This is a genomic window from Mesorhizobium subarcticum (assembly GCF_055456085.1).
Map to the genome: position 1 here is coordinate 2,303,678 of NZ_CM144237.1, position 13,823 is coordinate 2,317,500.

General features: G+C 63.1%; 10 protein-coding genes (1 of these 10 cut by a window edge). 8 read left to right on the forward strand and 2 right to left on the reverse strand.

Features of this window, described 5'->3' with window-relative positions; genetic code table 11:
* The first annotated feature begins 13 nt into the window (after positions 1–13).
* From ptsP to ACZYHG_RS11310, 7 genes are all read left to right on the forward strand, one after another.
* The gene (gene ptsP / locus ACZYHG_RS11280) at positions 14–2,284 is read left to right on the forward strand and encodes a phosphoenolpyruvate--protein phosphotransferase (RefSeq protein ID WP_464613848.1); all 2,271 of its coding nucleotides are present in this window, start codon (positions 14–16) and stop codon (positions 2,282–2,284) included.
* Between the two features lie 9 nt (positions 2,285–2,293).
* Positions 2,294–3,373, forward strand: a complete 1,080-nt coding sequence (gene prfA, locus ACZYHG_RS11285; protein WP_464613849.1) for a peptide chain release factor 1 — start codon at positions 2,294–2,296, stop codon at positions 3,371–3,373.
* Positions 3,366–4,244, forward strand: coding sequence for a peptide chain release factor N(5)-glutamine methyltransferase (prmC, locus tag ACZYHG_RS11290; protein WP_464613850.1), 879 nt, complete (start codon positions 3,366–3,368; stop codon positions 4,242–4,244). Before prfA ends, prmC begins: the two co-directional genes overlap by 8 nt.
* A gap of 303 nt (positions 4,245–4,547) precedes the next feature.
* Positions 4,548–5,501 (forward strand): DUF4167 domain-containing protein, encoded by a 954-nt coding sequence (locus ACZYHG_RS11295; RefSeq protein WP_464613851.1) that lies wholly within the window; start codon positions 4,548–4,550, stop codon positions 5,499–5,501.
* A gap of 220 nt (positions 5,502–5,721) precedes the next feature.
* A complete protein-coding gene (gene clpB, locus ACZYHG_RS11300; RefSeq protein ID WP_464613852.1) occupies positions 5,722–8,328 on the forward strand; it encodes an ATP-dependent chaperone ClpB in 2,607 nt (868 codons plus the stop codon).
* 143 nt (positions 8,329–8,471) lie between these two features.
* Positions 8,472–8,837, forward strand: a complete 366-nt coding sequence (locus ACZYHG_RS11305) for an MmcQ/YjbR family DNA-binding protein (RefSeq protein WP_464613853.1) — start codon at positions 8,472–8,474, stop codon at positions 8,835–8,837.
* 150 nt (positions 8,838–8,987) lie between these two features.
* Positions 8,988–10,514, forward strand: coding sequence for a L,D-transpeptidase family protein (locus ACZYHG_RS11310; protein WP_464613854.1), 1,527 nt, complete (start codon positions 8,988–8,990; stop codon positions 10,512–10,514).
* Here ACZYHG_RS11310 and ACZYHG_RS11315 read toward each other — a convergent pair.
* Entirely contained in the window at positions 10,488–11,120 is a 633-nt protein-coding gene (locus ACZYHG_RS11315) for a TMEM175 family protein (RefSeq protein ID WP_464613855.1), read from the reverse strand. The genes ACZYHG_RS11310 and ACZYHG_RS11315 overlap by 27 nt on opposite strands.
* Before the next feature lie 152 nt (positions 11,121–11,272).
* Here ACZYHG_RS11315 and ACZYHG_RS11320 point away from each other — a divergent pair, with 152 nt between their 5' ends.
* Positions 11,273–12,832, forward strand: coding sequence for an MFS transporter (locus ACZYHG_RS11320; RefSeq protein WP_464613856.1), 1,560 nt, complete (start codon positions 11,273–11,275; stop codon positions 12,830–12,832).
* A 27-nt stretch (positions 12,833–12,859) separates the two neighbouring features.
* Here the strand turns inward: ACZYHG_RS11320 and ACZYHG_RS11325 are convergent, their stop codons facing one another.
* Positions 12,860–13,823: the 3' end of a M23 family metallopeptidase gene (locus ACZYHG_RS11325; RefSeq protein ID WP_464613857.1), read on the reverse strand. The gene runs 1,007 nt beyond the window's last position; 964 of the gene's 1,971 nt are visible here — the last part of the coding sequence; its start codon lies off the right edge, out of view; its stop codon occupies positions 12,860–12,862.

Here is a 13,823-nt window from a genome sequence, read left to right on the forward strand (position 1 = left end):
AGAAGAAGCCGCGATGCGTGACCAGGCCAGTGGCCCGCGCGTTTTGCTGAAACGGCTCCGCGAGCTCATGCAAGAGCCGCTGGAGCCGCAGGAGCGGCTTGACCGGATCGTGCGCGACATCGCCTCCAACATGGTCGCCGAAGTCTGCTCGCTTTACGTGCTGCGGGCCGATTCGGTGCTCGAACTCTATGCCACCGAAGGTCTGAACCCGAACGCCGTCCACCTTGCGCAGCTGCGGCTAGGGCAAGGTCTGGTCGGCACGATCGCCGCCAGCGCGCGGCCGCTCAACCTGTCCAATGCGCAGGAACACCCGGCCTTCGCCTACCTGCCGGAGACCGGCGAAGAGATTTACAATTCCTTCCTTGGCGTGCCGGTGCTGCGGGCAGGGCGCACGCTGGGCGTCCTGGTCGTCCAGAACAAGACCATGCGCCATTATCGCGACGACGAGGTCGAAGCGCTGGAAACCACCGCCATGGTCATCGCCGAGATGATCGCCACCGGCGATCTGGCGCGGCTGACCCGGCCCGGCCTCGAACTTGATCTGCGCCGGCCCGTCAGCTTCACCGGCCTGTCCTTCAACGACGGCGTCGGGCTTGGCCATGTCGTGCGGCACGAGCCGCGCATCGTCGTCACCAATCTGTTCAATGAGGACAGCGAGGAAGAGGTGCGGCGGCTCGAGACCTCGCTCGGTTCGCTGCGGCTCTCCATCGACGACATGCTGGAGCGCCGCGACGTCGCCTTCGAGGGCGAGCATCGCCAGGTGCTGGAAGCCTATCGCATGTTCGCCAATGATCGCGGCTGGGTGCGCCGGCTGGAAGAGGCGATCCGCAACGGCCTGACCGCCGAGGCTGCCGTGGAAAAGGTGCAGAGCGACATGCGCGCGCGCATGCTGCACATGACCGACCCCTATCTGCGCGAGCGGATGAGCGATTTCGACGACCTCGCCAACCGGCTGCTGCGCCAGTTGATGGGCCGCGGACCCGAGGATGTCGCGGCATCGCTGCCGAAGGATGCCATCATCGTTGCGCGCTCGATGGGGGCTGCCGAGCTGCTCGACTATCCCAGGGAGAAGATGCGCGGGCTGGTGCTCGAGGATGGCGCTGCCACCAGCCACGTCGTCATCGTCGCGCGCGCCATGGGCATCCCGGTCGCCGGCCAGATGAAGGGCGCCGTTTCCATGGCGGAAAATGGCGATGCCATCATCGTCGACGGCGAAGAGGGCGTGATCCATTTGCGGCCGCAGCCTGATCTCGAGGCTGCCTATGCCGAAAAGGTGCGTTTCCGGGCGCGCCGGCAAGAGGTCTATCGCGAACTGCGCAAGAAGCCGTCAACGACCAGGGACGGCGTGCAGGTCGATCTGTTGATGAATGCCGGGCTTGCCGTCGACCTGCCGCAGCTGGCCGAGGCTGGCGCGGCCGGCATCGGCCTGTTCCGCACCGAACTGCAGTTCATGGTCGCTTCGACCTTTCCACGTGCCGAGGCGCAGGAAAAACTCTATCGCGACGTGCTCGAGGCGGCACGTGGCAAGCCGGTCACCTTCCGCACCATCGACATCGGTGGCGACAAGGTGCTGCCCTACTTCAAGGGTGCCATCCAGGAAGAGAATCCGGCGCTTGGCTGGCGGGCGATCCGCCTGACGCTCGACCGGCCGGGACTGCTGCGCACCCAGATTCGCGCCTTGCTGAAGGCCAGCGGCGGGCGCGAGCTCAAGCTGATGCTGCCGATGGTGACCGAGCTTGGCGAAATCGCCCAGGCGCGCGAAATCATCGACCGCGAAGTGCGGCACCTCTCGCGCTTTGCCCATCATCTGCCGACCAGCCTCAAGCTGGGCGCGATGCTGGAAGTGCCGTCGCTGCTGTTCCAGCTCGATGAGTTGATGAAGGCGGTCGATTTCGTCTCGGTTGGTTCGAACGATCTGTTCCAGTTCGTCATGGCGGTCGACCGGGGCAACACGCAATTGGCCAACCGCTTCGACACGCTATCAGCGCCGTTCCTGCGTGTGCTCAAGCAGATCGCCGATGCCGGCACCCGCAACCACACGCCCGTCACGCTGTGCGGCGAACTTGCCGGAAAACCCATATCGGCCATGGCGCTGATCGGCCTCGGCTTCCGCTCGATCTCGATGTCGCCGGCGTCGATCGGCCCGGTCAAGGCAATGCTGACGGAACTGCCGCTGGACGAGTTGCAGGCGTTCTTCGACGACAATCTGATGGCGCCGGCGCAGGGGCTGCCGATGCGGGCGCTGCTGCAGGCCTTTGCCGACGATCGCTCGATCCCGTTGTAGCATCTCATCATGGTCAATTTGCCCCGCGATCGTATGGATCAAGTCGTCAAGCGTTTCGAGATGCTTGAGGCGCAGATGTCTGCGGGACCGGCGCCGGATGCCTATGTGAAAATGGCATCGGAATATGCCGAGCTGCAGGACATGGTGGCCAAGGTCAGGGAACTGCGCGCGGCCGAGCATGAGCAGGCCGACCTCGAAGCGATGCTTGCCGACAAGAGCACCGATGCCGAGATGCGAGCGCTCGCAGAGGCGGATTTGCGAGGCGTGGAGGATCGCATCGAAGCGCTGCAGAAAGACATCCAGGTCCTTCTGTTGCCCAGGGATGCCGCCGACGACAAGAACGCCATCCTCGAAATCCGTGCCGGTACCGGCGGCGATGAGGCCGCCCTTTTCGCCGGCGATCTGTTTCGCATGTATGAGCGCTATGCCGCCGAACGCGGTTGGCGATTCGAAACGGTATCGGCCAGCGACGGCGATGCCGGTGGTTTCAAGGAAATCATCGCCACCATTTCCGGCAGGGGGGTCTTTGCCCATCTGAAATTCGAGTCCGGCGTGCATCGCGTGCAGCGCGTGCCGGCGACAGAAGCCAGCGGGCGCATCCATACGTCCGCTGCGACGGTTGCCGTGCTGCCGGAAGCGGAAGAGGTCGACATCGACATCCGGGCCGAAGACATCCGTATCGACACGATGCGCGCCTCGGGCTCCGGCGGCCAGCACGTCAACACCACCAATTCGGCGGTGCGCATCACCCATCTGCCGACCGGCATCATGGTGGTGCAGGCGGAGAAGTCGCAGCACCAGAACCGGGCGAAGGCCATGCAGATCCTGCGCGCCCGGCTCTACGACCTGGAGCGCAGCAAGGCGGACGAGGAGCGTTCCGAATCGCGCAAGTCGCAGGTCGGCTCCGGGGATCGCTCTGAGCGCATCCGCACCTATAACTTTCCGCAAGGCCGCCTCACCGACCATCGCATCAACCTGACGCTCTACAAGCTCGACCGGGTGATGATGGGCGAACTCGACGAAGTCATCGACGCGCTGATCGCCGATCACCAGTCGAAGCTGCTCGCCGATATCGGCGTTGATGGCTGATCCTTTGCCCGAGGCGCTGGGGCTGCTGCTGCGGGAAGCGCGGGCCAGGCTTGTCACGGCCGCAGTCGATGATCCTACGCTCGACGCACGGCTGATCGTCGAACATTTTTCCGGCATGACACGCACCCAGGCCATCGCCGACCCTGAACGCAAGATCGACCGGAGCACCATCGCCGTGATCGACGCTGCCCTGAGGCGGCGAGCCGGTGGCGAGCCGGTGCACCGCATTCTTGGCTATCGCGAATTCTACGGTTTGCGCCTGTTGTTGTCGCCCGAAACGCTGGAGCCGAGGCCTGATACTGAAACGCTGGTCGAGGCGGTGCTGCCCTTCGTCAAGGCTATAGCCGCGCGGGAGGGTGAATGCCGCGTTCTGGATCTCGGCACCGGAACGGGCGCCATCGCGCTGGCGCTGCTAAGCGCAGAGCCGGCCGCGACCGCCACCGGTGTCGACATTGCCGCTGGCGCTCTGGCGACGGCGAGCCGCAATGCCAGGCAACTGGGCCTTGCCGATCGGTTTACTGCGCTAGAGTCAAACTGGTTCGAAAAAGTTTCCGGCCGATACCATGTAATTGCCGCAAACCCTCCCTATATAGCGTCACAAGACATCGAAAATCTGCAGGACGAGGTCCGCGATTTCGATCCCCGTACAGCCCTTGATGGTGGCGAGGATGGTCTGGACCCTTACAGAACAATAGCCGCCGAGGCGGAAGTGTTTTTGAAGCCCGAAGGCAGGATCGCAGTCGAGATCGGTTACACGCAACAGGACGACGTTACGGGTATATTCACGGCGGCGGGCTATGCACCGGTGGGTGCTTTCCGTGATCTCGGCGGAAATGACAGGGTTCTTGTCTTTCAACGGGGAAACCCTTGACGCAGTGCAAAAAAACCGCTTGGCAATACCGGGGAATGCGGCTAGGGTCGCCTCAACCGGATGAGATGAAGCAGGCAGTGCTCTTAGCGATTCGGTTTCCTTGGAAATAGCTGCCTTCTTGCGCAAACGACGCCCAAGCTTCGTGCGGGAATCGTCCGGCAAGTGATGTAACCGGAACAGGATGGCACGTGGCGCCAACGCAATCGATGCGGGCGAACGCCGGTGAAGAAACCAAACGGCTGGCTGCATGAGCGCCACCGTTCGTGACGAGTTTTCAAAAAATTTCAAAATGAAGAGAGTCTAATGAGGCCACAACAGCAGAACAGGCGCATGCGCGGTCGCAACAACAATGGCGGCGGCGGTGGCGGCAACAACAATAATAATAACAACAATCGCAAGGGACCGAATCCCCTGACGCGTAACTACGAGAGCAACGGCCCGGACGTGAAGATCCGTGGATCGGCTCAGCAGATCGCCGAAAAATACGCCACCCTGGCCCGAGACGCGCACAGCTCCGGCGACCGTGTCATGGCGGAAAACTACCTCCAGCACGCCGAACACTACAATCGCATCATTGCCGCCGCGCAGGCGCAGATGCCGATCCAGAATGCGCAACAGAATCGCGACGATTTCGACGATGACGGCGATGAGGATCGTGACGACTTCGACAATTCCGGCAACAACAGCAACACTATTTCCGATGCCCAGATTCCGGTTGCCAACCATGGCGCCGGTCCGCAGCCGGTTATCGAAGGCATGCCGGCCGAGGTCGCGCTGAACCGGGAAAACGGCCGCGACAATCGCGACAATGGCGGGCGCGACAATGGCGGGCGCAACAACGGCCGCGACAACAATGGCGGGCGCCATCGCGATCGTCGCCCCAATGGCGGCTACGGCCAGAACGGCCAGCGCGACTTTGCTTCGTCCTCCGATCAAGGTGGCCAGCTGCAACGCAATGAGGCCCCGGTCCAGGCAGACGCACAGGCAGAGCCCGCTTCACCGGTCGAGATCGTTGCGGCAGCCGAGCCGGCTCCGCTGTTCGAGAGTTTTTCGCCAGCGGCTCTTGCCGCGCAGGCCGAGCTCAACGAGGCGGCCGCCGAGAGCGGTGCTGCCCGGCGCCCGCGCCGCCCGCGGCGTCCACGCATCAATGCCGACCAGGTCGACGGTGGTGGTGACAATGCCGAGGCCGGCGAGGTAGCCGCGGCTCCGGCCGACAGCGGCAGCACCGAGCCCGTGATCGCCGACATCGACAACTGATCGAACGGCAGCTCAAAGCATTGAACGGCGGGGAGAAATCTCCGCCGTTTTCGTTTGGGCTGACGTGGAATATTATGCATTGACCGACATCAAGGCGTCTTGAGACAGCATGGCCTACGCACCATATCTCGGCTGAACAGGACTCGGCTCGAATGGGCGGGTCCGTCACCGCAATCTGATCCGGTGCCGCAAAGCGGGCCGGTGATGGAAGGAGACAGATATGAACCTTGAGAAATACTCCGAGCGCGTGCGCGGCTTTATCCAGTCCGCGCAGACCATGGCGCTCTCGCGCAATCACCAGCAATTCACCCCCGAACACATGTTGAAGGTGCTCGTTGACGATGACGAGGGCCTCGCTGCGTCATTGATCGAACGCGCCGGCGGCGCCACCCGCGACGTCAAGCTTGGCGTCGAGACGGCACTTGAGGCGATGCCCAAGGTGGAAGGCGGCAATGGCCAGCTCTATCTGGCGCAGCCTTTGGCCAAGGTGTTTTCGACGGCCGAAGAACTGGCCAAGAAGGCCGGTGACAGCTTTGTCACCGTCGAGCGGTTGTTGCAGGCGCTAACCATGGAGAAATCGGCCAAGACCGCCGACATCCTGGCCAAGGCCGGCGTCACCGCGCAGGCACTGAACCAGGTCATCAACGATGTCCGCAAGGGCCGCACCGCGGATTCGGCGAGCGCCGAGCAGGGCTATGACGCACTGAAGAAGTACGCACGCGATCTCACGGCGGACGCCCGCGCGGGCAAGCTCGACCCCGTGATTGGTCGCGACGACGAGATCCGCCGCACCATCCAGGTGCTGTCGCGCCGCACCAAGAACAATCCGGTGCTGATCGGTGAACCGGGCGTCGGCAAGACGGCGATCGCCGAAGGTCTGGCGCTGCGCATCGTCAATGGCGACGTGCCGGAATCGCTGAAGGACAAGCAGCTGATGGCGCTCGACATGGGCGCGCTGATCGCCGGCGCCAAATATCGCGGCGAGTTCGAGGAGCGGTTGAAGGCCGTGCTCTCCGAAGTCACCTCTGCCGCCGGCGGGATCATCCTGTTCATCGATGAGATGCACACGCTGGTCGGCGCCGGCAAGGCGGACGGCGCCATGGATGCGTCGAACCTGTTGAAGCCGGCGCTCGCGCGCGGCGAACTGCACTGCGTCGGTGCGACCACGCTCGATGAATACAGAAAACATGTCGAGAAGGATCCGGCCCTTGCCCGCCGCTTCCAGCCCGTTTTCGTCGATGAGCCGACGGTGGAAGACACCGTCTCGATCCTGCGCGGCCTGAAGGAAAAATACGAGCAGCACCACAAGGTGCGTATTTCCGATTCGGCTCTGGTGGCGGCGGCGACGCTGTCCAACAGGTACATCGCCGACCGCTTCCTGCCCGACAAGGCGATCGACCTGGTCGACGAGGCCGCGTCGCGGCTCAGGATGCAGGTCGATTCCAAGCCCGAGGCGCTGGACGAGATCGACCGTCGCATCATGCAGCTCAAGATTGAGCGCGAGGCGCTGAAGGTCGAGACGGATGACGCCTCGAAGGACCGGCTCGCCCGCCTGGAAAAGGAACTTGTCGGCCTCGAGGAGGAATCGACCGAGATCACCGCCAAGTGGCAGGCCGAGAAGCAGAAGCTCGGGCTTGCCGCCGATCTGAAGAAGCAGCTCGACGAGGCGCGCAACGACCTTGCCATTGCCCAGCGCAAGGGTGAATTCCAGCGCGCCGGCGAGCTTGCCTATGGCAAGATCCCGGAACTGGAAAAGAAGCTGAAGGACGCAGAAGCCCAGGATGGCAAGGTCGGCATGGTCGAGGAAGTGGTCACCCCCGACCACGTCGCCCATATCGTCTCGCGCTGGACCGGCATTCCGGTCGATAAGATGCTGCAGGGCGAGCGTGACAAGCTGCTGCGCATGGAAGATGAGATCGGCAAGCGCGTCGTCGGCCAGGGCGAGGCGGTGCAGGCCGTTTCCAAGGCGGTACGGCGCGCCCGTGCGGGCTTGCAGGATCCGAACCGGCCGATCGGCTCGTTCATCTTCCTCGGGCCGACGGGTGTCGGCAAGACCGAACTGACCAAGGCGCTGGCAAGCTTCCTGTTCGACGACGACAGCGCCATGGTGCGCATCGACATGTCGGAGTTTATGGAAAAGCACTCGGTCTCGCGGCTGATCGGTGCGCCTCCCGGCTATGTCGGCTATGAGGAGGGTGGCGCGCTGACCGAAGCGGTGCGGCGCAGGCCCTATCAGGTCGTGCTGTTCGACGAGATCGAGAAGGCGCATCCCGATGTCTTCAACGTGCTCTTGCAGGTGCTCGATGACGGCCGTCTGACCGACGGCCAGGGCCGCACGGTCGATTTCCGCAACACGCTGATCATCATGACGTCGAACCTCGGCGCCGAATATCTGGTCAATCTCGGCGAGGACCAGGATGTCGATCAGGTCCGTGACGAGGTGATGAATGTCGTCAAGGCGTCGTTCCGGCCGGAGTTCCTCAACCGTGTCGACGAGGTGATCCTGTTCCACCGGCTGCGCCGGCAGGACATGGGCCGCATCGTCGAGATCCAGCTCAAGCGGCTGGAAAGCCTGCTTGTCGATCGCAAGATCACGCTGTCGCTGGACAAGGAGGCGATCGAGTGGCTGGCCGCCAAGGGTTACGACCCGGCCTATGGTGCCCGGCCGCTGAAGCGGGTGATGCAGAAGGAGTTGCAGGACCCGCTGGCGGAGAAAATCCTGCTTGGCGACATCCTCGATGGCTCGACCGTCAAGGTCACTGCCGGTTCCGATCGGCTGAACTTCCGCTCGAAGCCGTCGATTGTCGCAGCTGAAGCGGCCGCCTGATCAATGCATGTCGCCCAAAAGTGAGTTCGGTTTTGGGACAACGACATGCATAAAACAAAGATCTGAAGCGCGTCGCGCTTCAGGGTGCCGCGCGTCCAGACTGGGCGCGCGGCGTTTTCATTTCATATTGAAGGCGGGCGCGGATGACGCTGGACGACTACAACAGCTTCTGCGCTTCGTTGCCCGCGACAAATCATATCGTCCAGTGGGGCGGCGCCCATGTCTGGAAGGTCGGCACCAAGGTGTTTGCGATCGGTGGCTGGGATCACCGCCAGCAGCTCTTCGTCACCTTCAAATGTTCCGACATTGCCTTTGATGTGCTGAAGGAGCAGCCGGGTTGCCGGCCGGCGCCATATCTTGCCTCGCGCGGCATGAAATGGATCCAGCGTCAGACAAGCCAAAGCATGGATGATGGGGCGCTGAAGGACTATCTGCGCGAGAGCCATCGCCTGGTCGCCCTGAAGCTGACGAAGCAGGCGCGCAAGGAATTGGGGCTTGGCGCAGGCTAGCTAATATTCCTCAATACGCCGGAAAACCGCCATCTTCATGCCCGGTTCATGTTGGAACCATATGGTGGGGTAAGTGGTTTGCTGGCGAAGGGGTTCGCCCAGAGAACAATGCCGGGCGGCGGCAATTACGGACCGGAGAGTTTGGCCACAATGTTCCGCACGATCTTTGCCCTTTCGGCGCTTGGCGCTGGACTTGTGTCTTTTGGCGCGCTTGCCGCGCCGACCCAGGACAACGCACCAAGGATGGCCCGCGCTGCCGATGATGGCGGCATTCTTGTCGCCCAGGACGGCAATCTGGACATTTATTACGATGCCCGCGGCAACCGCGTCATCGTCGATGCCGATACAGGCAAGGTCATCGCCATCCAGCCGCCGCAGACACGCCTCGACCGCCGCGCGCTGCGCCGCGATACACGGCTGCGCGAATTGGGCCGCGCCCCTGCCGATGATGACCGCTATTATCTCGACGATCCGGAAGACATGGCGCGTTTGCGCCGCAAGCGGATGGACGAGGACGGCCGGGTTATCGCCCCGCCGGCGGATGAGTACGATCCTGACAGTGGCAATTCCGTAGAGGCCTACCCACCGGCGCAACAGGACGATGGCGGCTACGACAACACCTATCCAGATGCACCGCGGCCGGCAAAACCGGGCACAATCAAGCGCCAGCCGCTGAACGAAGCCTCGATTGACCCTGTACAGCCGGCCCAGCCAGAAGTACAGCAAACCAATCCGGAAACGCAGGCGGCGCTGCCGCCGGACACCGGTGGCAAGGCCGCCGTCGATCCGTCGCTGTCACTCGGTGCGCGCCAGGATGTGGCGGCACTGCAGGTCCTGCTCGACCGTGGTGGCGCTTCGCCGGGCGTGATTGACGGGCGCTTCGGCTCGAATGTCGACAAGGCCCTGGCCGCCTATAACCAGATCAACGGCAGCAATCTGAAATCGACCGACGCGGTCGGCATCCAGTCAGCTCTTTCGCAATCCGGTGGCGACGCCTTCGCCAATTACACCATCACGGCGGAAGACGCGGCCGGCCCCTATGTCGCCTCGATTCCGGAAGACTACAGCCAGAAGGCGCAGCTCAACTGCATGTGCTACACCTCTGTGACCGAGGCGCTGGCCGAGCGCTTCCATATGGATGAGAACTATCTGAAGTCGATCAACAAGGGCCTCGACTTCAACCGTCCCGGCACGATCGTCAAGGTCGCCAATTTCGGCAAGCTGGTGTCGACGCCGGTCGCGCGCATCGTCGCCGACAAGACCAAGAAGGAAGTGTACGCCTACGATGCGGGCGGCAAGCTCGTCGCAGCCTATCCCGCGACCATCGGCTCGGCCGACACGCCGTCGCCCACCGGCATCCACGCCGTGTCGCGCATCGCGCTTGACCCGAACTACACCTACAACCCCAACATCAACTTCAAGCAGGGCGAGAACGACAAGATTCTGACTGTTCCGCCAGGCCCCAACGGACCTGTCGGGTCGGTCTGGATCGCCTTGGACAAGCCGACCTACGGTATCCATGGAACGCCCGAGCCGTCGAAGATCGGCAAGACCGAAAGCCATGGCTGCGTGCGCCTGACCAACTGGGACGCGCGCGAACTCGCCAAGCTGGTGTCGCCAGGCGTTACCGTGGAATTCGTTGGCGGACCTTCAGCCGATGACGTTGCGCAGCAATGAGCCGCGCAACGCGGCGGCATAGATCAACTGCACGACCAGAATGAAGCCGACGCTGAGCAACGGGTTGATCAGACAGAGTGCGGCGCCGACAGCCCACAGGATCTGCGCCTTGACGATACGCAGATAGACCGCGCGCCTCGTTTCGGCGTCGACATCTTCCGCGACAAAGCCGTTCTTATCCGCGTAGCGCCAGCTGGCGAGCAGCGTGACGCCGAGCATCAGCAGGTTGAGCCAGTAGACGAGCACCGCGGTCCTGAATTCGAGGAAATCGGCCAGAAGATCGGTCGAGAACGGCAGCAAGGCGATGAAGGCCAGAAAACAGAGGTTCAGCGTCGCGAGCCGCCTGTCGGATTTGGCGATCAGCCCATGCTGCGCCTGCTGGCCAAACCAGAAGATGGTCAGCGTCAGGAAGCTCAAGGCGTAGGTCAGGAAGCGTGGCGCCAGTGCGGCGATAGCGGCAAGCAGATCGCGCTCGGAATGGATCACCTCATGCGCCGGCACCCGGATCTCGAGCACGATCAAGGTGAGCGCGATGGCGAAGACGCCGTCGGTGATGCCGACGATGCGGCCGCGCCCTTCCGCCGATGCTTCCAGTGGATGCTTCATCGCCTTCTCCCGCTTGCGGCTCCGCGAAAAACTTAGCATGGCTACCGCCATTTGCATCCGGACAGATGCAATCCTGGCAATATGGCTGGTTTCCAGGACTGTGAGCCGCTGGCCGGTTGTTGCCAGCACGGCGTCGGTCTAAGCAGAGCGCCATGCATTCGCCAAATGAAGCCGCCGCAGTCCCGCTGACCAGTCCGGTCACCAACGGAACTTTCTGTCCGCAATCGCAGCGGCGATTCGTGCTGATTGCGGCGATCCTGGCCTCCGCGCTCGGCTTCATCGATGGCTCGATCCTGGCCATCGCCATGCCGGCGATCCGCGTCGATCTCGGTGCCAGTCTTGCCGAGGCACAATGGATTTCCAATGCCTATGCGTTGACGCTGTCGGCGTTGATCCTTGCCGGTGGTGCCGCCGGCGACCGGTTCGGGCTGCGCCGAGCTTTTGTGGCCGGCATTGTGCTGTTCGTCGCCGCCTCGCTCGCCTGTGCGTTGGCGCCGAACGCTGTCGTGCTGATCGCGTTTCGCGCCCTCCAGGGCATAGGTGCCGCGATCATGGTGCCCGGCAGTCTGGCCATCATCGCCAAGGCCTACCCGAAGAAAGAACGCGGCCGCGCGATCGGCATCTGGGCGGCGGCCTCGGCACTGACCACCGCGCTTGGCCCGGTGCTCGGCGGTCTCGTGCTGTCGGCTTTCGGCGGCGGCATCTGGCGGGCGATCTTTGCCATCAACCTGCCGCTCGGCCTGATCTCGATCTATCTTCTGCTGGCCAAGATCCCGGCCGATGCGCCGACGGAAAAACGCAGCCTTGATCTTGGCGGTGGTGCGCTGGCGACGCTGGCCTTCGGCGCGCTCGCCTATGGGCTGACCTCGATGAGTTCCAGCGGCGAGGGCCATATGGCGGGGCCAAGCATTGCCGCCGGTGTCGTGCTGCTTATCGTCTTTGTCCTGTTCGAGCACCGGCAGCGCGAGCCGATGATCAATCTCAGCCTGTTTCGCATCGGTGCGTTTGCCGGGGCAAATGTCGCGACCTTCTTCCTCTATTTCGCGTTGTCGGCCAACCTCTTCTATCTGCCGATGCTGCTGATCGCCGGCTGGGGGCTGAGCACGGCCGAGGTTGGTTTCATTTTCCTGCCGTTGTCGGCGTCGATCGCGTTGCTGTCGGGACCGGTCGGCCAATTGTCGGACGGGATCGGGCCGCGCTTTCCGATCGCCTGCGGCAGCCTGATCGTGGCGTTCGCATTCGCCGGACTTGCCTTGCTCACCCATGCCGGCATCCACCATTTCTGGACGGGAATATTTCCGCTGATGGCGCTGATGGGGCTCGGCATGGCGCTGGTCGTCTCACCACTCTCAACCGCGATCATGACGGCGGTGGAAGACAAGGATACGGGGGCTGCTTCGGGCATCAACAATGCCGTCTCGCGCATTGGTGGCCTGATCGCGGTGGCGGCGATGGGATCGCTGGCCGCCTGGGTCTATGCGCATGCGCTGGACGGGAATGCCATGCCCGGCGTGCCAGGCTTTGGCGAACCGGCGCCGACCGGACTTGCGCCGGCGCTCGATGCGGCAAGGCTCGCCGCCGGCGATGCGGCGTTTTCCGCCGTCTCGTCTGTGACGGCGCTGCTTTGCCTGCTTTCGGCCGTTATCGCGTGGACGACCATTTCCGGCGAGAGGCTGCCATGGTCGCGGCGCGCCGAAAATCCGCAAGACTGAGACATCAGCAAGACTTGAAACGACGGATCAGCCGTCGATCTTGGCGCTGGCAACCTTCAGCGAATCACTGTCTTCCTGCTTCAGCAGGTCATCGATTCGCTCGCGCTCGCGTTTGAAAGCGACGAGGTCGTCGCCCTTCAGCACCTTGCCGACCGGCAGCCGGACACGCATCGGATCGACCTTCGTACCGTTGACGATCAGCTCGTAGTGAAGATGCGGCCCGGTGGCGAGGCCGGTCTGGCCGAGATAGCCGATGGTCTGGCCCTGGCGGACGTGCACGCCGGGTTCGATGCCTTTGGCAAAGGCGCTCTGGTGATTGTATGAGGTTTCGTAGCCATTGGCATGGCGGATGATGATCTGCTTGCCATAGCCGCCGGCCCAACCGACCTTTTCGATGGTGCCGTTGCCGGCGGCGATGATCGGCGTGCCGATCGGGGCCGCCCAATCGACGCCGGTGTGCATGCGGACATAGCCAAGGATCGGATGTTTGCGAGCGCCGAAACCGGAGCGGAACTTGCCGGCGGGCAGGGGATTGCGCAGCAGGAACTGCTGGGCGCTCGAGCCGTCGTCGTCAAAATAGTCGGTTGAGCCATCCTGCATCTGGAAGCGATAGAAATTCCGCGTCTGGCCGCCAAAGGTCGCCGAAACATAAAGAAGCTCGGAACTGTCCGAGGTCTGGTCGTCGCCGTCGGGCTGCGAGAACAGCACTTCGATGCGGTCGGCGGGATTGAGGCGCGACTGGAAATCGACATCGGAAGCCAGCAATTTGATCAGACGCTGGGTCATTGCCTTGGACATGCCGTAGGAATAGGCGGCGCGGTAGATGCCGTCGTAGACGTTGGGCAGGTTGCCGCGCACCACCACGGGGCCCGACGAATCATCGAACGCCGTCAGCAGCTCGGGATTGGGATCCGGCTCTTGCGCCGGCACATATTGGCCGCGATCGTCGAGCGCGATGGTGACGATGTGCGTGGTCTTGTCATAGACGCTG